Source organism: Streptomyces albidus (ex Kaewkla and Franco 2022) (assembly GCF_013870515.1).
GTDB lineage: Bacteria > Actinomycetota > Actinomycetes > Streptomycetales > Streptomycetaceae > Streptomyces > Streptomyces albidus.
The window spans coordinates 1-20,121 of sequence record NZ_JACBXA010000087.1 but is presented as its reverse complement, the minus strand read 5'-3'; the positions used below and the strand labels follow the sequence as shown (position 1 = coordinate 20,121).

Below are 20,121 nucleotides of genomic sequence, written 5' to 3'. Positions count from 1 at the left end.
GGGTTCCGGGGTCGGTGGGGGCCGTCGTCGGGCCGGAGGTCGGCGGTTCGGACGAGGGGTCGGTGGGCGGCCCGGTGGTCCCGGGGTCGGTCGGCGAACCGCTGGGGATGTCGGCGCCGCCGTCGGTCTCGAGGTCGAAGTCGCGGACGGGCTGGCCCTTGAGCGCGGCCTTCGTGTAGTCGCCCCAGATCTCCGCCGGGAAGCCGCCGCCGTTGACGCGCTCAAGTCCGGCGGCGCCGTAGAGCGGCTTCTGCTCGCCCGTCTTCGAGTTCTGGCCCATCACGCTGATCACGGTGGCCAGTTCGGGTGTGTAGCCGGCGAACCAGGCGGCCTTGTCCTCCTCTGCGGTGCCCGTCTTGCCCGCCGCGGGGCGTCCGGCGCTCTGTGCCGCGGTGCCGGTGCCGCCCTGAACCACCTTGCGCAGTACGGCGGTTGTGGAGTCGGCCGCGTCCCTGGGCACCGCCACCTTCACCTCGCTGTCGGGAAGGTTTATGACCTCGCCTCCGTGCGTGGCCTTCTCCACGAGGCGGTAGTGGCCGCGCTTGCCGTGGTTGGCGAGGGTCGCGTAGGCCTCCGCCATGTCGGTGGTGGAGGCGGTGGCGACGCCGAGGGCGATGGAGCCGTCCTCGGGCATGTTGGGGGTCTTCTCGGGCAGGCCGAGGTCGACGGCCGTCTCCTTGACCTTCTTGGGCCCGACGTCGACCCCCATCTGCGCGAAGACGGAGTTGACGGACTTGTTCATGGCCACGGAGACCGGGATCTGCCCGTAGGACTTCTTGTCCTCGTTCTCCGGCGCGTAGTCGGTGCCCTGTCCGTCGTTGACGACCTCGCGCTTGTTGGTGCCGTCGTAGATCGCGCCCGCGGTGATGCGCTGTCCGCTCTGCGTCCTGGAGTCGTTCTGCAGGGCGGAGGTGAAGATGAACGGCTTGAAGGTCGAGCCGACCTGGTAGTCGCGGCGGGTGGCGTTGTTGACGTACTGCCTGGTGTAGTCGATGCCGCCGTACATGGCGACGATCTTCCCGGTCTTCGGGTCGACCGAAGTGCCGCCCGCGCGTACGTACTTGTCGACCTTGCGGTCCTTGTCGAGCTTGGACATCAGCCGGTCGTCGACGGCGTCGCGCATCGCCTTCTGCCGCTTGGGGTCCAGGGTGGTCGTGATGCGGAAGCCACCCGCGGCGAGCCGCCGTTCGTCGATGATCTCGTTGCTGATCAGGTAGTTCTTGACCGCCTCGACGAGGTAGCCGCGCTGGCCGGACATGCCGGTGGCGGGCCTGGCACGGTGGGGGTCGGGGAACTCCAGCTTCTGGCTCGCGGACCGGCTCAGCCAGCCCTTCTCCACCATTCCGTCGAGCACGTAGTGCCAGCGGGCCACGGCCCGCCGCCGGTTCTCCGGGTGGGCCTGCGTGTCGTAGGCGTTGGGCGAGTTGACGAGGGCGGCGAGGTAGGCGCCCTCCGCCTTGCTGAGCTCGGAGACGTTCTTGCCGTAGTACGCGTGGGCCGCCGCCTGGATGCCGTAGGCGTTGCGGCCGAAGTAGCTGGTGTTGAGGTAGCCCTCGAGGATGTCGTTCTTGCTGACCTCGTTCTCCAGCTTGAGGGCGATGAAGAATTCCTTGGCCTTGCGGGTGAGGGTCTGGTCCTGGCTCAGGTAGTAGTTCTTGACGTACTGCTGGGTGATCGTGGAACCGGACTGCTTGCCTCCGCCCGTGAGCATGTTCCAGCCGGCACGGAGCATGGCCTTGGGGTCGATGGCCGATTCCTGGTAGAACTCGCGGTCCTCGGCGGCCAGCACTGCTTCCTGAGTGGCCTTGGGGATCTGGGAGAGATTGATGTTCTCCCTGTTGATCTCCCCGTCGCGTGCGATCTGCGAGCCGTCGGAGTAGAGGAAGACGTTGGTCTGGGCCGCCGCCGCCTTGTTCGGTGTGGGGATGCTCACGAGCAGGTAGCCCGCCATGAGTGCGCCGCAGCCCAGGACGACCAGGATCATCACCCCGCCGAGCGCCCAGCGCCAGGTGGGGATCAGCCTGCGCAGCCCTGTTCGCCTGCTCCGGGCGGCCCCTGCGGCGTCATCCCCGGCGGGGCCGGGGTCCGGCCTGCCGGCCTCGTCCTCACTGTTCGGCTCGTCGCTCATGTCTTCCGGGACCCCTCGTTGCAATTCAGGCGATTCGCTGCGATTCACGCGTATCCCCCATAGAACACCGTTGCCTCGTTCGTGCTGTTCACCGGGGTCGGTCGTACGCGAGGCACGGCCTGGTCACTGTACGTGCCGCTGTGGGGCGGCCAAGCACGCGAATAACCCTTGGCTGCCCGCTCAACCGGTGAGCTAGGCTCCTTCGTTTCGGAATCGTGAGAAAAGCACTACAGGGGAAGACGGAGAAAGGCTTCAAAAGGATGCGCCTTCACGGCGTCTATTTCGCTGTGGCGGCCGGGAGCTTCCGCAGATATGCCACCTATCGGATCGCGACCGCCGCCGGGATCTTCACCAACACGGTCTTCGGTTTCATCCTCGCCTACACCTTCCTGGCGCTGTGGAGCGAGCGGCCCGGCCTCGGGGGCTACGACCAGGCCCAGGCCCTGACCTTCGTGTGGATGGGGCAGGCGATGCTCGCAGCCGCGGCGCTGATCGGGGGCGGCTTCCAGGACGAGCTGCAGGAGCGCATCCGTACCGGCGACGTGGTGATCGACCTGTACCGTCCCGTCGATCTTCAGCTGTGGTGGCTGACGGCCGACCTCGGCCGGGCCGCCTTCCACCTGCTGGGCCGGGGCATCGTGCCGGTGGCCGTCGGGGCCTTCTTCTTCGAACTGGCCCTGCCCTCCTCGCCGTTGGTGTGGCTGGCCTTCCTCGTCTCGGTGACGCTCGGCGTCGTCACCGGCTTCGGGCTGCGGTATCTCTTCGCGCTGAGCGCCTTCTGGCTGCTCGACGGGTCGGGCCTGAACATGCTGAGCACCCTGCTGAGCATGTTCTTCTCGGGGATGCTGCTGCCGCTGACCGTCTTCCCGGGCGTCTTCGGAGAGGTGGTGCGCATGCTGCCCTGGGCGGCGACGATGCAGGTCCCGGTGGACGTGCTGCTGGGTGAGTACCGGGGGGCCGAGGTCCTCGACGCCTTCGGTTTCCAGGCGGTGTGGGCGCTGGCGCTGCTCGCCGCGGGCAGGGCGCTGCAGTCGCTGGCCACCCGCAAGGTGGTGGTCCAGGGTGGCTGAGGTCCCCCTGTCACGGGGCACGCGGGCCGGCCTTCCGCCGGCGGTGGAGGTGCCGGGCGAGAGCGCTCTGGCACGGGCGCTGTGGGGTGTGCGCGCGTACGGCTTCATCGCGGCTATGTGGGTGCGCTCGACGATGGTCTACCGGGCCTCGTTCGCGATCATGCTCCTGGGCAGCTTCGCGATGACGGCGCTCGACTTCGTCGGCATCATGATCATGTTCTCGCACGTCGACGCGCTGGGCGGCTTCTCCCTGCACGAGGTCGCCCTTCTCTACGGCACCTCCGCGACCTCTCTCGGCCTCGCGGACCTGGTGCTGGGTTCCTTCGACAGAGTGGGCACGCGGGTGCGGGACGGCACGATGGACACCATGCTGGTGCGGCCCGTACCGGCCCTGGCGCAGGTGGCGGCGGACCGGTTCGCGCTGCGGAGGCTCGGCAGGGTCGCGCAGAGCGGGCTGGTGCTGTGCTGGGCGCTGAGCGGTGTGGAGCTGGTGGGTTCACCGCTGACGCCGCTGCTGCTGGCGGTGACGGTGCTGAGCGGTGCGGCGGTGTTCGGCGCGGTCTTCGTGGTGGGCGGCGCCTTCCAGTTCTGGGCACAGGACGCCGCGGAGGTGCAGAACTCCTTCACCTACGGCGGCGCGACGATGCTGGAGTTCCCGCCGACGGTCTTCGCCAAGGACCTGGTGCGCGGCGTGACGTTCGTGATTCCGCTGGCCTTCGTCAACTGGCTGCCGGTGCTGCGGATGCTGGGGCGCGACGATCCGCTGCGGCTGCCGGGCTGGGTGGACTTCGCGGGGCCGGCGGTGGCGGTGGCCTGCTGCGCGCTGGCGGGCCTCGCGTGGCGGGCGGGGCTGCGTGCGTACAGGAGCACCGGAAGTTGAGCGGGAACACCGGGAGGGGCGGGAGATGACGGACGACTTCATCGTGCTGGAGGGCCTGGAGAAGGTCTTCCAGGTGCGGCGCAAGGCAGGGCTGCTGCGCCGGGAGCGGCAGGAGGTGCGTGCCGTCGACGGGATCTCGTTCACGGTCGCGCGCGGCGAGATGGTCGGCTACATCGGGCCGAACGGGGCCGGGAAGTCGACCACGATCAAGATGCTCACCGGCATCCTCACGCCCAGCGGCGGGCGGCTGCGCGTGGCGGGGATCGATCCGTCCCGTGAACGCAGCAGGCTGGCCCGCCGCATCGGCGTCGTCTTCGGGCAGCGCACGACGCTGTGGTGGGATCTGCCGCTGCGCGACTCCTATGCGCTGGTGCGCCGCATGTACCGCATCCCCGAGGCCCGCTTCCGGACGAACCTCGACCGCTGCGTCGAGCTGCTGGACCTGGGCCGGCTGCTCGAAGTCCCGGTGCGGCAGCTGTCGTTGGGGCAGCGCATGCGCGGCGACATCGCGGCGGCGCTGCTGCACGATCCGGAAGTGCTCTATCTGGACGAGCCGACGATCGGGCTGGACGTCGTCAGCAAGGCCACGGTGCGCCGGTTCCTGAGCGACCTGAACTCGGCCGAGGGCACGACCGTCCTGCTGACGACCCACGACCTGACGGACATCGAGCAGCTCTGCAAGCGCGTCATGGTCATCGACCACGGCCGGCTGATGTACGACGGGGCGCTGGGCGGGCTGCACGAGGTGGGCGAGAGCGAACGGATGCTCGTGGTGGATCTGGAGCGGGAGTTGCCGCCGATCGACGGGATCGAGGGGACGCGGACGGTACGCACCGAGGGCCCGCGTCAGTGGCTCGCCTTCCCCGCCTCGGCGAGCGCGGCCCCGATCGTCTCGCGGGTCGCCGAGGAGTATCCGCTGGTGGACCTGTCCGTGCGGGAGCCGGACATCGAGGACGTCATCGCCCGCATGTACACGGGCCGTTGAGCCGGGTCACCTATTCGTGAGGGCCGCTGCCGGGCGGCCGCTCCGGGACACTCGTGCCGGGCGGCCGTACCCGGGCCGTGACCGGCACGTGGTCGCTACGTCTTCGCGGGTGAGCCGCCCTTGAGGGCCTTCAGGTCGAGCGCCTCCGCCATCGCGCGGTAGCCGTTGTCGCTCGGGTGCAGGTGATCGCCCGAGTCGTAGGCGGGACGCAGCCTGTTGGGGTTGGCCGGGTCGCGGAGAGCCGCGTCGAAGTCCACGACGGCGTCGAAGATCTTCTCGGAGCGAATCTGCTCGTTGACCTGCTGCCGGGTGGCGTCCAGTTGGGGACGGTAGCCGCGGTGCCCGCCGAAGGGCGTGAGCGTGCCGCCGACCACGCGCAGACCCCGCGCGTGCGCCGCCTTCACCAACTGCCGCAGCCCGTCGACGATTTTGTCGGCGTCGCGCTGCCGCGGGGGCTTGATGATGTCGTTGAGCCCCATCTCGATGACGACGGCCTTCACGCCCGTGCTGGACAGGACGTCGCGCTGCATGCGGCTGAGACCGCTGGGGCCGTTGTTGGGCGAGAAGCGGCTGCCGTTGACGAGGACGCGGTTGCCGCTGATGCCGCCGTTGAGGACGCTGTAGCGCGGGGCGTCGCGTTCGGTGCGCATGCGTTCGGCGAGGAAGTCCGTCCAGCGGCGGTTGGCTCCGGGGCTGGAGGTGATGCCGTCGGTGATGGAGTCGCCGAGCACGGCCACAGCGCCGTGCGTCTCGTTGCTCCAGACGTCCACACCGGTGAGGTAGCGCCAGTACGGGCTCTGCTCGGTGAAGGCGGTGCCCGAGGTCTCGTCGGTCTTGTCGCCCTGCGCCACGTAGCTGGTCTGCCGGGCGTACGGGTGGTAGGTCACCGGCCCGGACGGGGTCGGGGAGTAGGTCGTCACCAGCAGGTCCGCGGCGTGCGGGACGTTGATCCGCACGGCGTCGCTCGTGGCGGTCCGGCCCGGAGGGATCGTCACCTTGCGGGAGTTGCCGAAGGTGAGCGGGCGCATCGTGCCGGTGGCCGCTGTGGGGTTGCTGGGCGCGGCGGCCAGGGCGAGCGTCGCGTGAGAGATGGTCAGCGGCTTGGTGCCGTAGAGGTTGGAGAGGGTGATGCGGGCTCCGGTGCCGCCCACCGAGGTGTGCACGACGTTCCGTATGGACATCTTCGCGAAGCCCTCGCGGGTGTCGGGCTCGGCTGCGACGGCGGAGGCCGACCAGCTGCCGACCCACGCGCCCGAGGAGGCGGGGGCCGCTGAGTCACCGGTGCCCTGTGATGTGCCGTCAAGGCTGCCGTCGTCACTTCCCACGCCGATGAAGACGGCGGTCGACACGAGTACGACGATGGCCGCCAGTCCGGCCAGCAAGGCATAACCCATGTTTCTGGTCACGCTCGGTGTATCTCCTCGGGCAGGCGGAGCCCGAGGCTCCGAGTGGTCGCGGTGGCATGGTCCCACGGTCGCGGCCAGGTCCTCCCGCTGGGGCGGCCCAGGCCGACTGGGGACGGCATGACCGCCCGGAGTGACAGACGCCAGAATTCCGGGCTTCGTTCCACCTGTCAGGCACCTTGGGACACTGTAGGGGGGACTGGCCGAATGGTGGAGCGGATGGATCGGGCAAAAACGGGCGAGGTTCCTGCCGGGAACGACGGCAGGGTGAGGTCAATCACAGGCGGCTCCGGTCGACGGGCCGCGAACTCCAACGGGCGTGCCGGTCACGGCACTTCGAGTGCTGACGGGGCCTCGGCAACGGGCGGCGGCGCACCCTCTTCGGGCGGTCCGGAGGGGCCGGGAGGCGGGGGCGGCGGATCGAACGGGTCCTCACCCCGCAGCGGCGGCCCGGGGGGCCGGCGCCCCAATCCGGGTGGCATCGGCACCTTCACAGCCGCGGACGAGGAACGGCGGCGCGGTGTCCGCAGGATGAAGACCATCGCGACCGGCGCCCTGGTGCTCATGGCGACGGTCTTCGTACTGGCCAAGTGGGCGCAGCACGAGGGCGCCGGCGCGTGGAGCGGTTACGTGGCGGCTGCCGCCGAGGCGGGCATGGTGGGCGCGCTGGCGGACTGGTTCGCGGTGACCGCGCTGTTCCGTCATCCGCTGGGGCTGCCCATCCCGCACACCGCCATCATCCCGACGAAGAAGGATCAACTGGGGCAGAGCCTGGGCGACTTCGTCGGTGAGAACTTCCTCTCAGCCGATGTCGTACGTGCGCGGCTGCGGGCCGTGGGCATCGGGAGCCGGCTCGGGGCCTGGCTCGCGCAGCCGGAGCATGCCGACCGGGTGACCGCCGAGCTGGCTACCGCGCTGCGCGGTGCCCTCGCCGTGCTGCGGGACTCGGATGTGCAGGCGGTGGTGGGCGAGGCCGTCACGCGCCGCGCCGACGCGCAGGAAGTCGCCCCGCCCCTGGGGTCGATGCTGGAACGGGTCGTGGCGGACGACGGCCACCGGCGCTTGGTGGACCTGGTGTGCGCTCGCGCTGCGGACTGGCTGGAGGAGCACAGCGACTCCGTCATGGACGCCGTCACCGGCGGGGCGCCCGGCTGGACGCCCCGGTTCGTCGACCGCCGCGTCGGCGACCGCGTCTACCGGGAGTTGCTGAGGTTCGTCACCGAGATGCGGGACATGCCCGAGCACCCCGCCCGCGGCGCCGTGGACCGTTTCCTCACGGACTTCGCGGCGGATCTGCAGTCGGACCCCGAGACGCGGGCTCGGGTGGAGCGGCTCAAGAGCGAGGTGCTCGGCCGCGGCGAGGTGCAGGATCTGATCGCCTCCGCCTGGAACGCGGTGCGCTCGATGATCGTGGCCGCCGCCGAGGACGAGCGCAGCGAACTGCGCGTGCGGGCAAGGGCGTCGCTGCTGTCCCTGGGACAGCGGATGGCCGCGGACAACCGTCTGCAGGGCAAGGTCGACGGCTGGGTCGAGGACGCCGCGGTGTATGTCGTGACGACGTACCAGGACGAGATCACGCTGCTGATCAGCGAGACGGTCTCGAGCTGGGACGCGGAACACACCTCGAAGAAGATCGAGGCGCACATCGGCCGCGACCTGCAGTTCATCCGGCTCAACGGCACGGTGGTGGGTGCGCTGGCGGGGCTTGCGATCTACACGCTGGTGAAGGTGATCGGGTCCTGAACGGGGCTCGGTGACGGGCCTCGGTGCCAGGCCTGACAGGACTCGTGGCCGGCGGGGCGAGACCCGGCGGCGTGAGGGGAAGCCCGTGACCCGCGTGTGAGTCACCGGCCGGGGCGGCTCCGCGAAGGGCCGCCCCGCCGTACGCGGACGGTCAGTTGGACGTGCAGACCTTGGAGAGCTCGTCGGCGGCCTGGCCCACGGGCTTCACATTCGGCTCGCGTCCCTCGTCGACCGCCTTGCTCGCGTCGTCGACGGCCGCACTCATGTCGTCCACGGCCTTGCTGACGTCCGAGTCGCCCGTGCTGTCGTCTATCTTCTTCAGGTTCTTCTCGATGCGGTTCAGCGACTCGCGTGCCTGCGTGGGGTCTTCGGAAGCGCCCGCGACCGCCTTCTGGAGGTCGTCGGCCGCTTCGGCGACGGTGACAGCGGTGTTGGCGCAGCTGATCGCCTTGTCCACAGCGCTGCAGCCGGTCAACGCGAGTGCGGCGAACGCGGTGGTGCCGAGGGTGGCGAGCACGAGGGAACGACGCACGGAAGCCTCTCTCCAGTCAATTGGACGGGCCGCGCGGCATGACCCGCGCGGCCCGTACCCCGTACGACGCGCAAAGCACGCGCAAAGTTTCCGATCCGGGCCATGGATTTCCCGCCAGGGGGGCCGCCGGGTCTGCGAGCGGCCCCATCTGCCGGGCGGACGCCGCCTGTTGACCAGGCAGGACCCGCAAAATCGGACTCAGCCGTCGATCGCCTGCCGCTGCGTGCCGCCGAGTTCGGCACATCCCTTCACCGCCAGGTCGAGCAGCCCGTCGAGTTCAGCCCGGGCGAACGGCGTTCCCTCCGCGGTGCCCTGCACCTCGATGAAGCGCCCGTCGCCGGTGCAGACCACGTTCATGTCGGTCTCGGCCCGCACGTCCTCCTCGTAGCACAGGTCCAGCAGCGGCACACCGTCGACGATGCCCACGCTGACGGCGGCGACCGTGCCGGTCAGCGGTGCCGCCTTGCTCTTGATCAGCTTCTTCCCCTGCGCCCAGCTGACGGCGTCGGCCAGGGCCACGTACGCGCCGGTGATCGCGGCGGTACGGGTGCCGCCGTCGGCCTGGAGGACGTCGCAGTCGAGCACGATCGTGTTCTCCCCGAGCGCCTTGTAGTCCACGACCGCCCGCAGGGAGCGCCCGATGAGACGGGAGATCTCGTGCGTGCGGCCGCCGATCTTGCCGCGCACGGACTCACGGTCGCCACGGGTGTTGGTGGAGCGGGGCAGCATCGCGTACTCACCGGTGACCCAGCCCTCGCCGCTTCCCTTGCGCCAGCGCGGCACCCCCTCGGTGACGCTCGCGGTGCACAGGACCCGGGTGTCGCCGAAGGAGATCAGGACGGATCCCTCGGCGTGCTTGCTCCAGCCGCGGTCGATGGTGACGGGGCGCAACTGGTCGGCCGTACGGCCGTCGATACGAGTCATGGGGCGAGCCTAGTCCGTACGGCGCAGCCCCCCGATCAGCCCAACGGGCCGCGACGGGATCGGCGCTCACATCATGTCTTCGATCTCCCCCGCGACAGGGTCGGCGTCGGTGCCGATGACGATCTGCACGGCGGTCCCCATCTTGACGACCCCGTGAGCGCCGGCGGCCCGCAGCGCGGCCTCGTCGATGAGTGCGGCGTCCTTGACCTCGGTACGGAGACGGGTGATGCAGCCCTCGATCTCGACGATGTTGTCGAGGCCTCCGAGCCCGGCGACGATCTTTTCAGCCTTGCTGCTCATGTCTGACTCCTGCTCTCCGGTACTGGCCCACACGCCCCCAAAGAGGTCTACACCAGTATGGGGGAACCGTCCCGAGCCGCCTCCCGGCACCCGGTGACCGTGAAACTCCCCAATCGTCGGGGTACATATGCGGACTCAACGGGCGGAGCAAGATCCGTTTTCCACCCTGTCGGCCGCGTGCTAAAAGAGGTCTAAACCATTAACAGGGTCTCTGCTCCAGACGGCCCGCCCTCCCGAAGACCACTGGAGGAAGCTGATGACCACGGCAACCCAAGGCCGGCAGAAGGGCCGTGGCTCGGGCGCGATGGCCGTCGCCCAACGCATCGGCCGCAGCCTCATGCTGCCGATCGCCACCCTTCCCGCCGCCGCGCTCATGGTGCGGCTCGGCCAGCCCGACATGCTCGGCCGCCCCGGCTTCCCGCACTCCGTGAACCGCATCGCCGAGTTCCTCGCGGCCGGCGGCGGCGCCCTCATCGACAACATGCCGCTGCTGTTCGCGGTGGGCATCGCGGTGGGCTTCGCCCGCAAGTCCGACGGATCGACGGCGCTCGCCGCCGTGGTCGGCTACCTCGTCTTCAAGAACGTGCTCGGAGCCTTCAGCGACGGGAACCTGCCCAAGGTCGAGAAGGTCATCGACGGCAAGGTGGGCACAGCCGCGCCACCGGTGGACGCAGGCGTCCTGGGAGGCGTGGTCATCGGCATCGTGGTCGCTCTCCTGTACCAGCGCTACTACCGCAAGAAGCTCCCCGACTGGCTCGGCTTCTTCGGCGGCCGCCGCCTGGTACCGATCCTCTCGGCCTTCGCGGGCCTGTTCCTCGGCGTGATTTTCGGCTACATCTGGCCCGTCCTGGGCACCGGGCTCCACGACTTCGGAGCGTGGCTCGTGGGTTCGGGAGCGGCCGGGGCCGGTGTCTACGGCGTCGCCAACAGGGCGCTGATCCCCATCGGCATGCACCACCTGCTCAACTCCTTCCCCTGGTTCCAGGCCGGCTCCTACAAGGGCCAGCACGGCGACATCGCACGCTTCCTGGCCGGGGACCCCAGCGCCGGGCAGTTCATGACGGGCTTCTTCCCGATCATGATGTTCGCGCTGCCCGCGGCCTGCCTCGCGATGTACCACTGCGCACGCCCCGAGCGACGCAAGGTCGTCGGCGGCCTGATGATCTCCCTCGCGCTCACCGCCTTCATCACCGGCGTGACGGAGCCCATCGAGTTCTCGTTCATGTTCATCGCCCCGGTGCTGTACGCGATCCACGCCGTGCTCACCGGCATCTCGATGGCGCTGGTGTGGGCCCTGGGCATGAAGGACGGCTTCGGCTTCTCGGCCGGTGCGATCGACTTCATGCTGAACCTGGGCATCGCCACGAACCCGTGGGGCCTGGCGGTCGTGGGCCTGGGCTTCGCGGTGGTCTACTACGTGGTCTTCCGCTTCGCGATCATCAAGTTCGACCTCCCCACACCGGGCCGTGAGGCCCCGGAGCCGGACGCGGAGGAGAAGACGGAGAAGGCCGAGGTCAACGACACCGTCACGGTCGCCGCCTCGGGCAGCGTGAGCGAGAAGTCCCTCGAGAAACACGCGACGACCACTGCGGGAGAACGGAACCAGTCCGGGGACCGGAACCGCCAGGAGGAAGGGGACGACGGGGACGAGGGCAAGGACGAGACCCCGGCGAGGATCTGACCAGCCCGTCCTCACGAGAGATCCGCATCGCGCCCGCTGCCACGCCGCAGCGGGCGCGACGCACGTCCGGGCGGCCACATCCGGGCGGCCCCGGAGGCGCTACAGCTCGTAGACGGCGCCGGCCCGGGCGAGCTCCACCGGCCCGCCGAAGGCGTCCTTCGCGTCCCGCAGGTTGACCTTGGCGTCCGTCCACGGCGGGATGTGGGTGAGGACGAGCCGTCCCACCCCGGCCGACTGCGCGCACTCCCCCGCCTCGCGTCCGTTCAGATGCAGGTCGGGGATGGATTCCTTGCCGTGCGTGAACGACGCCTCGCACAGGAAGAGGTCCGCGTGGCGGGCCAGCTCGGCGAGCGCGCCGCACCGTCCGGTGTCACCCGAGTAGACGAGCGTCCGGCCGCTGTCTTCGTGCACGACGCGGAAGGCGTACGCCTCCACCGGGTGCGCCACCTTCACCGTGGTGATCGCGAAGGGGCCCAGCTCGAAGGCTGCCCCGGTGACCAGGGTGTGGAAGTCGAAGACCTCGCTCATCGCGGAGTCGGAGGGGGTGTCGCCGTAGGCGAGGGCGAGCCGCTGCTCGGTGCCCTGCGGCCCGAAGACCGGGATCGGCTCGCAACGGCCGCCCTCGTGCCGGTAGTAGCGCGCGACGAAGTAGCCGCACATGTCGATGCAGTGGTCGGCGTGGAGGTGGCTGAGCACGATGGCGTCCAGGTCGTACAGACCGGCGTGCCGCTGCAGCTCGCCGAGTGCTCCGTTGCCCATGTCGAGCAGCAGCCGGTAGCCGTCCGCCTCGACCAGATAGCTCGAACAGGCCGACTCCGCGGAGGGGAACGACCCGGAGCAGCCGACGACGGTGAGCTTCATGAAGCAGAGACCTCCGTTGGCGGCTGTGGGGTTTTCCGAGCGTAAGCCGCCCGGTGCCGCGTGTGGCCTCAGGAGCGCGGTGGTGTGGGCGGAATCACCAGCGCGGGGTACGGTCGACAATCTGTGCGGTGTGGCTGTCAGCGGGGCCGGGAGGCGAAGCGGACATGGACACTTGGTGGTGGCTCGCTCTTGGTGCCGTCGTGGCTCTGTCACTTGTGACCGCACTGGTCGACGGGGGTGGCCGGCTGGCTCGCCCGCTGGAGGGGCGGCGTCGCCGGCGGGGTGTGCCGCTGCCCGACCGCGGGCCCCGTCCGGGTGAGATCTGGTGGACCCGGGCGCCGCTTCTCGTCCTCGTGCTGGACGTCCGGATGGACTGCGCCCGCGTCGCACGCATCAGCGCCGAACGCCCGGGCGACGTCCGCCCGCAGGAGGCGCCCGCCACGAAGCTGGCGCTCCCGCCGGGCACGGTCGCTGACGCGCCCGGCAAGGTCAGCACGCTGCTCACGGACGCGGCGTGGGAAGTGGAACTCACGGAGTTCGGGCAGCGCGCCGGCGAGATCGACCCCGACACCTGGGCGCAGGTGCGTCACCTCTCCGGCGGGAGCTGACCGTGCAGGCGCCCGTGGACAGCGGGGCTCAGGCCCAGAGCTGGCCCTGGAGCGCCTCGACCGCGGCGTCCGTGGACTCGGCCGTGTAGATGCCCGTCGAGAGGTACTTCCAGCCGCCGTCCGCCACGACGAAGACGATGTCGGCGCTCTCACCGGCCCGTTCCGCCTTGCGGCCCGCACCGATCGCGGCGTGCAGCGCGGCGCCGGAGGAGATTCCCGCGAAGATGCCTTCCTCCGCGAGGAGTTCGCGCGTACGGACGACCGCGTCCTCGGAGCCGACGGAGAAGCGGCCGGTGAGCACCGACTCGTCGTACAGCTCGGGCACGAAGCCCTCGTCGAGGTTGCGCAGGCCGTAGACCAGGTCGTCGTAACGCGGCTCGGCGGCGATGATCTGGATGTCCGGGCGCTGTTCGCGCAGGAAGCGGCCCGCGCCCATCAGCGTTCCCGTGGTGCCCAGGCCCGCCACGAAGTGGGTCACCGAGGGCAGGTCTGCCAGGATCTCCGGGCCGGTGGTGGCGTAATGCGCCGCGGAGTTGGCCGGGTTGCCGTACTGGTAGAGCATCACCCAGTCCGGGTTCTTCTCCGAGATCTCCTTCGCGACGCGCACCGCGGTGTTCGAACCGCCCGCGGCCGGCGAGGAGATGATCTCCGCCCCCCACATGGCGAGCAACTGGCGCCGTTCCTCACTGGTGTTCTCCGGCATCACGCACACGATGCGGTAGCCCTTGAGCCTGGCCGCCATGGCGAGCGAGATGCCGGTGTTCCCCGAGGTGGGCTCCAGGATGGTGCAGCCGGGTGTCAACCGGCCGTCCTTCTCGGCCTGTTCGATCATGTGCAGGGCCGGACGGTCCTTCACGGACCCGGTCGGGTTCCGGTCCTCCAGCTTCGCCCAGATCCGCACCTCGTCCGACGGGGAGAGACGCGGAAGCCGCACCAGCGGTGTGTCGCCGACGGCCGACAGCGGGGAGTCGTAGCGCATCAGCGCATTCCCGCCGGCATGTGCGTGCCCGCGCCGCCGGCGACCGCGGGCAGGATCGTGACGTTGTCGCCGTCGCTGACCTTGGTGGTGATGCCGTCGAGGAAGCGGACGTCCTCGTCGTTGAGATAGACGTTCACGAAGCGGCGCAGCTCCCCGCCCTCGACGAGGCGGTCCAGGATGCCCGCGTGGCGGCTCTCCAGGTCGTCGAAGAGCTCCTTGATGTTGCCGCCGTCCCCCGTGACGGACTTCTCGCCGTCGGTGTACGTGCGGAGGATGGTCGGGATGCGGACCTCGATGGCCATGGAGTGCTCCTGTGGATGCGGAGGCGGGCAGGACTGCGGTGCGGGTGAGGCGTGTGTGAGCGCGTGCCCGTCTCGCGGACTTCGTCGTACCGGGCGGGTGCCCTCTGCGGACGAGGTCAGGCGGAGGCGTACGCGCTGCGCTGAGCCGTCCCCAGCGCGCTGGCGAGGCGGCACAGATCGACGTGCAGGCGCCCGACGAGCATCGCGCCCGGGGACTTCGAAGATGCACTCACGTCGTGGACAACCATTGGCTCATCGTAACGATTCCCGGCCCCGGAACCCGATGCCGGTTTCACGATGTGGACGATTCCGTCTCAGATCGCGTGGAACCCTGCTCTGCCCTGCGGGTTTCCGCTCCCTCAGGACTCCTCGACGATCTTGACTTCCTCTTCGGTGACTTCGCCCTCGACGATGCGGAACGAGCGGAAGGAGAAGGGGCCTTCGTCGTTTCCGCACTCGGCGGTGGAGACGAGCACGTAGTGGGCGCCGGGCTCGTTGGCGTAGCCGATGTCCGTGCGGGAGGGGTAGGCCTCGGTGGCGGTGTGCGAGTGGTAGATGACGACCGGCTCCTCGTCGCGGTCGTCCATCTCGCGGTACAGGCGCAGCAGATCGGCCGACTCGAACTCGTAGAACGTGGGCGAACGCGCCGCGTTCAGCATCGGGATGAAGCGCTCCGGACGCCCCTGTCCGGCCGGGCCCGCGATGACGCCGCACGCCTCGTCCGGGTGGTCCTTGCGGGCATGGGCGACGATCTTGTCGTGCAGGTCCTGGGTGATGGTCAGCATGACCGGAAGGATATGCAACGGTCCCGGCCCCGCCGAGGGCGGTGGGACCGGGACCGTTGCGTACGCGGAGCCGCGGCGGGCTCAGTGCCGTCCGCTCTACCGCTTGCCGAGGAACGTCTCGGGGCTGCGGGCCTTGATCACGAAATAGGAAACGACGAGGACCGCCACCCAGATCGGCGCCCCGTACAGCGAGACCCGCGCGTCGGGGTCGAAGCCCATCAGCACGACGACGAGCCCGATGAAGCCGAGCGAGACCCAGCTCGCGTACGGCGCGAGGGGCGCCTTGAACTCGGACTGGGGGAGCAGCCCCCTGTCCGAGGCGCGGCGGTAGCGGATGTGGGAGGCGAGGATCATGACCCACGCCCACATGCCGGAGATGGTGGCGAAGGAGACGACGTATTCGAACGCCTTCGACGGCCACTGGTAGTTGATCCAGACGCCGACCATCATCAGCGCCGCGGAGGCGCTCGTGCCCAGCAGCGGAAGGCCGTTGGAGGTCAGCTTGGTGAAGACCTTCGGTCCCTGCCCGTTCTGTGCCAGGTCGCGCAGCATCCGGCCGGTGGAGTACATGCCGGAGTTGCAGGAGGAGAGCGCCGCCGTCAGCACGACGAAGTTGACGATCGCGGCGCCCGCCGGCAGACCGATCTTCGCGAAGGCCGCGACGAACGGGCTGGTCCCCGGCTCGAACGCCGTCCAGGACACCACGGAGAGGATGACGGTGAGCGCACCGATGTAGAAGAGCGCGATCCGCCACGGCACGGTGTTGATCGCTCGCGGCAGGGTCTTCTTCGGGTTGATGGACTCCCCCGCTGTGACACCGACCAGTTCGACGGCGAGGAAGGAGAACATCACGATCTGCAGCGTCATCAGCGTGCCGCCAATGCCCTTGGGGAAGAAGCCGCCGTCCGCCCACAGATGGGTCACGGACGCCGTCTCGCCGGCGTCGGAGAATCCGAGGGTGAGCACGCCCACGCCGATGAGGATCATGCCGATGATGGCGGTGACCTTGATCATCGAGAACCAGAACTCCAGCTCACCGAAGAGCTTCACGGAGATCAGGTTGGCGCAGTAGAGGATCAGCGTGAAGACGAGCGCGGAGACCCACTGCGGGATCGCCGGCCACCAGTACTGCATGTACGTGGCGGCGGCGGTGACCTCCGTGATGCCGGTGACGACCCAGAAGAGCCAGTACGTCCAGCCCGTGACGAAGCCGAAGAAGGGCCCCAGGAGCTCTCGCGCGTACTCGGCGAACGACCCGGAGACCGGGCGGTACATGAGCAGTTCGCCCAGTGCCCGCATGATGAAGTAGATGACGCCGCCGGCGAGTGCGTACGCCAGGATCAGGCTCGGCCCGGCCTTGGTGATGGCCTTGCCGGCGCCCAGGAAGAGGCCGGTGCCGATGGCCCCGCCGATGGCGATCATCTGGATCTGCCGGCTGCCGAGGCCGCGCTGGTAGCCCTCCTCCGGAGGTGCCCCCGTGCCGTCTTGAAGTGTTCCCGTGGAACCTCGCGCCTGATCGCCGTGGTCCCAGACCTGCTCAGAGGTCATGTCTGGTGCGCCTTTCGCCATACCGGCCCGGGACTTCCAGGCCGGCCCCGATTCCCCCGGAGTGGAGCTCGTGCGTACCGGCGGTCGGCCGGCTCAGCGCTGCCGCCGGACGAAGGGTGGTGTCGCGGCGGCAGATCAAGCAGACCTATCACGCACATTGCCGCGCGCCGATGACACACACCACACACGAAAGGGACATGGCGGACGGCGAACGGGGCCACGAGGGCGTTGCGCCGTGTTCGGCATGCGGAGGATGTGACCCGTTCAACGGACGTTCGCGGGGCGGGGTGCCGCCCCGCTCACGAGGCCCCGGGGCGCACGAGCATCGCCCGGTGCTCAGGGAAGCAGCGTCTCCACCAGGGACTCCTGCAGGCCGCCGAGCCAGAGGTAGGCCATCACCATCGGCTTGCGCGGGTCCTCGTCGGGCAGGGCGTACAACTCGCTGCCGTCATCGTCGTCGGTCACCTCGAGACGGGTGCCGATGGCCAGCCGCAGGTCGTTGAGCGCGCCGAGCCACTGGCGTGACTCCTCCGGCTTGAGCGTGAGGACCGCGCCGGCGGGGTCGGGTGTCAGGGAGTCGAGCCCCCGTACGACCGCGAACCCGTCCTCGCGCTTGCGGGAGCGCAGGTCGTTCTCGGTGAAGCGCCTGAACTCGGCCGAGGCGCTGCGGTCCTTCTCGCCGTCCGCGTCGGAGTCCACATCCGGTCCGCCGCCGTAGGCGTCCGGGAAGAGCCTGGCCAGTGCCGGGTCGGAGGGCGGTTCGCTCGGCCCCTCGGCGAGGAGGGCGGCCAGCGGGTCGTCGCCCTCGGCGGGCTCCTCACCGGGGCCGATGAGCTCGAGGAGCTGGACGGCGAGGCTTCTCAGGATCGAGATCTCGACCTCGTCCAGGGCGATGGCCGCGCCGCCGTCACCGGTGGCCTCGAAGTGCCCTGCCATCAGCGGTCCTGCTGGAGAGTGGCCCAGAGCCCGTATCCGTGCATCGCCTGCACGTCGCGCTCCATCTCCTCGCGGCTGCCGGAGGAGACGACCGCCCGGCCCTTGTGGTGAACGTCCATCATCAGCTTCTTCGCCTTGTCCTTCGGATAGCCGAAGTAGCTCTGGAAGACATAGGTCACGTAGCTCATGAGGTTGACCGGGTCGTTGTGCACGATCGTCGCCCAGGGCAAGTCCGGCTCAGGGACCTCTACGGGTTCCTCGGCCGACTCGGGGCGTTCGATCTCGGTGGGGGCGGCAACACTCACGGGTCCCATGCTGCCACTCAGAGGTGTCGGCTGGCCAAACGGCACTCGATATCGTCAACTTGACGAGATGTGCTGTACGCTCGGCCGTGTCCCTCCCCTACCCCGGGGTTCGCCGAATCGAGGAGTTCCAAGTGACCGTGGCCGACAGGGGACTGCCGGTGGCTGTGCCGTCGACGGCGCTCTTCACCGACCAGTACGAACTCACCATGCTCCAGGCGGCGTTGCGCGGAGGGACGGCCGAACGGCGTTGCGCCTTCGAGGTGTTCGCCCGGCGCCTCCCCGAGGGCCGCCGCTACGGCGTCGTCGCCGGCACCGGCCGCGTGCTGGACGCCGTCGAGAACTTCCGCTTCGACGACCAGGTGCTGGACTTCCTGCGTCAGCGCGACATCGTCGACGAGCCGACTCTCCGGTGGCTGGCCGGTTACCGCTTCAGCGGCGACATCCACGGCTACCCGGAGGGCGAGGTCTACTTCCCCGGTTCGCCCTTGATGCGCGTGACGGGCAGCTTCGCCGAGTGCGTGCTGCTGGAGACCGTGATCCTCTCGATCCTCAACCACGACTCCGCGGTCGCCGCTGCAGCCTCCCGGATGGCGGTCGCCGCGGGCGGACGGCCGCTGGTGGAGATGGGCGCACGCCGCACGCACGAACTCTCGGCCGTCGCGTCCTCACGCGCCGCCTACCTCGGCGGCTTCACCTCCACCTCCGACCTCGCGGCCGGGTTCCGCTACGACATCCCCACCGTCGGCACCAGCGCGCACTCCTTCACGCTGGTGCACGACAGCGAGCGCGACGCCTTCACCGCGCAGGTCGACTCGCTCGGCAGCGACACGACTCTGCTGGTGGACACCTTCGACGTCACCGAGGCCGTGCGCAGCGCCGTCGAGATCGCCGGGCCCGGCCTGGGCGCCGTGCGCATCGACTCCGGCGACCTGCTGCTGCTCGCCCACCGCGTCCGCAACCAGCTGGACGAACTCGGGGCGACCGGAACGAAGATCGTGGTCACCAGCGACCTGGACGAGTACGCGATCGCCTCCCTGGCCGCAGCCCCCGTCGACTCCTACGGGGTGGGCACGCAGCTCGTCACCGGCAGCGGCCACCCGACGTGCGCGATGGTCTACAAGCTCGTCGCCCGCGCCGACTCCGACGCACCGGACGCGCCGTTGAAGCCGGTCGCGAAGAAGTCGATGGGGGGCAAGAACTCCCGTGGCGGCGCGAAGTGGGCGGCGCGCCAGCTCGACCAGGACGGCATCGCCATGGCCGAGGTGATCGGCACGGGCCCGGTGCCGCCTGAGCTGGCGGACCGTCAGCTCCAGGTCGAGCTGGTGCGCGGCGGCGAGGTCGTCGCGAGGGAGCCGCTGGACTCGGCCCGCGAACGTCACGCCGCGGCGCTCGCCGGGCTGCCCATGTCGGCGATGCAACTCTCCCGCGGCGAGCCGGTGTTGCCGACCGAGTACGCGTGAGGGTGTGCGGGGGATCTCTGTGCGTGGGATCTCCCGCGAACGCGGCGAATTCCATAGGGTCAGGGGCCTGTCGACCCCACCGGGACGCGTCCCGGCCGACGGACCACCGTTCGCGACCCAAGCCCTGACCCCCCGAAAGGCGTGCGCATGCACCGGGCACTGATCGTCGTAGATGTGCAGAACGATTTCTGTGAGGGCGGGAGCCTCGGGGTCCAGGGCGGTGCTGACGTGGCCGCCGCCATCACCGACCTCATCGGTGACGCCTCCACCGGCTACGACCACGTCGTGGCGACCCGCGACCACCACATCGAGCCGGGCGACCACTTCTCCGAGAACCCCGACTTCGAGCGCTCCTGGCCGCCGCACTGCGTCGCCGGCACCGAGGGGATCGGATTCCATCCGAACTTCGCCCCGGCGGTCGCCGGCGGTTCCATCGAGGCGGTCTTCAGCAAGGGCGCGTACACGGGCGCCTACAGCGGCTTCGAGGGCCAGGACGAGAACGGCGCCGTGCTGGCGGACTGGCTTCGCGAGCGGGGCGTGGAGGAGGTCGACGTGGTCGGCATCGCGACCGACCACTGCGTACGCGCCACCGCGCTGGACGCCGCCTCGGAGGGCTTCCGTACGCACGTCCTGCTGAGCCTCACCGCCGGCGTCGCCCCCGGCACCACGGAGAGGGCGCTCCAGCAGCTGC

General features: G+C 69.6%; 21 protein-coding genes. 8 read left to right on the top strand and 13 right to left on the bottom strand.

Annotation, left to right across the window (positions count from 1 at the left end):
• On the bottom strand, nt 1-2,128 hold a 2,128-nt coding region (locus H5J26_RS15355), incomplete at its 3' end, for a transglycosylase domain-containing protein (protein WP_181766412.1).
• A 260-nt stretch (nt 2,129-2,388) separates the two neighbouring features.
• On the opposite strand from H5J26_RS15355, the gene H5J26_RS15350 reads away from it, so the two are divergent.
• From H5J26_RS15350 to H5J26_RS15340, 3 genes are all read left to right on the top strand, one after another.
• Nucleotides 2,389-3,198: an ABC transporter permease gene (locus H5J26_RS15350; RefSeq protein ID WP_181766411.1), complete on the top strand. Its 810-nt coding sequence runs from the start codon at nt 2,389-2,391 to the stop codon at nt 3,196-3,198.
• Nucleotides 3,199-3,313: 115 nt separating this feature from the next.
• Nucleotides 3,314-4,078 carry an ABC transporter permease gene (locus tag H5J26_RS15345; protein WP_181766414.1) on the top strand — a complete coding sequence of 255 codons (765 nt, stop codon included), beginning with the start codon at nt 3,314-3,316 and terminating at the stop codon, nt 4,076-4,078.
• Nucleotides 4,079-4,103: 25 nt separating this feature from the next.
• Complete coding sequence (locus tag H5J26_RS15340) at nt 4,104-5,063, top strand: ABC transporter ATP-binding protein (RefSeq protein WP_181766410.1); 960 nt, start codon at nt 4,104-4,106, stop codon at nt 5,061-5,063.
• Nucleotides 5,064-5,158: 95 nt separating this feature from the next.
• Here H5J26_RS15340 and H5J26_RS15335 read toward each other — a convergent pair whose 3' ends face one another.
• Nucleotides 5,159-6,457, bottom strand: a complete 1,299-nt coding sequence (locus tag H5J26_RS15335) for an SGNH/GDSL hydrolase family protein (protein ID WP_181766413.1) — start codon at nt 6,455-6,457, stop codon at nt 5,159-5,161.
• Between the two features lie 216 nt (nt 6,458-6,673).
• On the opposite strand from H5J26_RS15335, the gene H5J26_RS15330 reads away from it, so the two are divergent.
• Nucleotides 6,674-8,209 carry a DUF445 domain-containing protein gene (locus H5J26_RS15330; RefSeq protein WP_235980730.1) on the top strand — a complete coding sequence of 512 codons (1,536 nt, stop codon included), beginning with the start codon at nt 6,674-6,676 and terminating at the stop codon, nt 8,207-8,209.
• Nucleotides 8,210-8,360: 151 nt separating this feature from the next.
• Here the strand turns inward: H5J26_RS15330 and H5J26_RS15325 are convergent, their stop codons facing one another.
• The 3 genes from H5J26_RS15325 to H5J26_RS15315 form a co-directional block, all read right to left on the bottom strand.
• On the bottom strand, nt 8,361-8,741 hold the full coding sequence (locus H5J26_RS15325; RefSeq protein WP_181766408.1) for a hypothetical protein: 381 nt from the start codon (nt 8,739-8,741) through the stop codon (nt 8,361-8,363).
• Nucleotides 8,742-8,939: 198 nt separating this feature from the next.
• On the bottom strand, nt 8,940-9,665 hold the full coding sequence (gene rph, locus H5J26_RS15320) for a ribonuclease PH (protein WP_181766407.1): 726 nt from the start codon (nt 9,663-9,665) through the stop codon (nt 8,940-8,942).
• Between the two features lie 66 nt (nt 9,666-9,731).
• Nucleotides 9,732-9,965, bottom strand: coding sequence for a glucose PTS transporter subunit EIIB (locus H5J26_RS15315; protein WP_181766406.1), 234 nt, complete (start codon nt 9,963-9,965; stop codon nt 9,732-9,734).
• Between the two features lie 256 nt (nt 9,966-10,221).
• On the opposite strand from H5J26_RS15315, the gene H5J26_RS15310 reads away from it, so the two are divergent.
• Nucleotides 10,222-11,646 (top strand): PTS transporter subunit EIIC, encoded by a 1,425-nt coding sequence (locus H5J26_RS15310; protein WP_181766405.1) that lies wholly within the window; start codon nt 10,222-10,224, stop codon nt 11,644-11,646.
• 99 nt (nt 11,647-11,745) lie between these two features.
• On the opposite strand, the gene H5J26_RS15305 is transcribed toward H5J26_RS15310, so the two are convergent.
• Complete coding sequence (locus H5J26_RS15305) at nt 11,746-12,507, bottom strand: MBL fold metallo-hydrolase (protein ID WP_181766404.1); 762 nt, start codon at nt 12,505-12,507, stop codon at nt 11,746-11,748.
• A 200-nt stretch (nt 12,508-12,707) separates the two neighbouring features.
• Here H5J26_RS15305 and H5J26_RS15300 point away from each other — a divergent pair, with 200 nt between their 5' ends.
• On the top strand, nt 12,708-13,115 hold the full coding sequence (locus H5J26_RS15300) for a type II toxin-antitoxin system PemK/MazF family toxin (protein WP_309237925.1): 408 nt from the start codon (nt 12,708-12,710) through the stop codon (nt 13,113-13,115).
• Between the two features lie 28 nt (nt 13,116-13,143).
• On the opposite strand, the gene H5J26_RS15295 is transcribed toward H5J26_RS15300, so the two are convergent.
• From H5J26_RS15295 to clpS, 7 genes are all read right to left on the bottom strand, one after another.
• Nucleotides 13,144-14,094 (bottom strand): PLP-dependent cysteine synthase family protein, encoded by a 951-nt coding sequence (locus H5J26_RS15295; RefSeq protein ID WP_181766402.1) that lies wholly within the window; start codon nt 14,092-14,094, stop codon nt 13,144-13,146.
• Nucleotides 14,094-14,396: a MoaD/ThiS family protein gene (locus tag H5J26_RS15290; protein ID WP_181766401.1), complete on the bottom strand. Its 303-nt coding sequence runs from the start codon at nt 14,394-14,396 to the stop codon at nt 14,094-14,096. Before H5J26_RS15290 ends, H5J26_RS15295 begins: the two co-directional genes overlap by 1 nt.
• Nucleotides 14,397-14,512: 116 nt before the next feature.
• Entirely contained in the window at nt 14,513-14,644 is a 132-nt protein-coding gene (locus H5J26_RS32285) for a putative leader peptide (protein WP_328514949.1), read from the bottom strand.
• Between the two features lie 111 nt (nt 14,645-14,755).
• Entirely contained in the window at nt 14,756-15,181 is a 426-nt protein-coding gene (locus H5J26_RS15280) for a Mov34/MPN/PAD-1 family protein (RefSeq protein WP_181766399.1), read from the bottom strand.
• Between the two features lie 96 nt (nt 15,182-15,277).
• Nucleotides 15,278-16,729 carry an amino acid permease gene (locus H5J26_RS15275; protein WP_181766398.1) on the bottom strand — a complete coding sequence of 484 codons (1,452 nt, stop codon included), beginning with the start codon at nt 16,727-16,729 and terminating at the stop codon, nt 15,278-15,280.
• Between the two features lie 336 nt (nt 16,730-17,065).
• Nucleotides 17,066-17,665 carry a DUF2017 domain-containing protein gene (locus H5J26_RS15270; RefSeq protein ID WP_181766397.1) on the bottom strand — a complete coding sequence of 200 codons (600 nt, stop codon included), beginning with the start codon at nt 17,663-17,665 and terminating at the stop codon, nt 17,066-17,068.
• Entirely contained in the window at nt 17,665-17,979 is a 315-nt protein-coding gene (gene clpS, locus H5J26_RS15265) for an ATP-dependent Clp protease adapter ClpS (protein WP_181766396.1), read from the bottom strand. The genes H5J26_RS15270 and clpS overlap by 1 nt, the downstream gene beginning before the upstream one ends.
• 122 nt (nt 17,980-18,101) lie before the next feature.
• On the opposite strand from clpS, the gene H5J26_RS15260 reads away from it, so the two are divergent.
• Nucleotides 18,102-19,430: a nicotinate phosphoribosyltransferase gene (locus tag H5J26_RS15260; RefSeq protein WP_181766395.1), complete on the top strand. Its 1,329-nt coding sequence runs from the start codon at nt 18,102-18,104 to the stop codon at nt 19,428-19,430.
• A gap of 147 nt (nt 19,431-19,577) precedes the next feature.
• Nucleotides 19,578-20,121 (top strand): isochorismatase family protein (locus tag H5J26_RS15255; protein ID WP_181766394.1); only part of this gene is annotated, 544 nt, incomplete at its 3' end.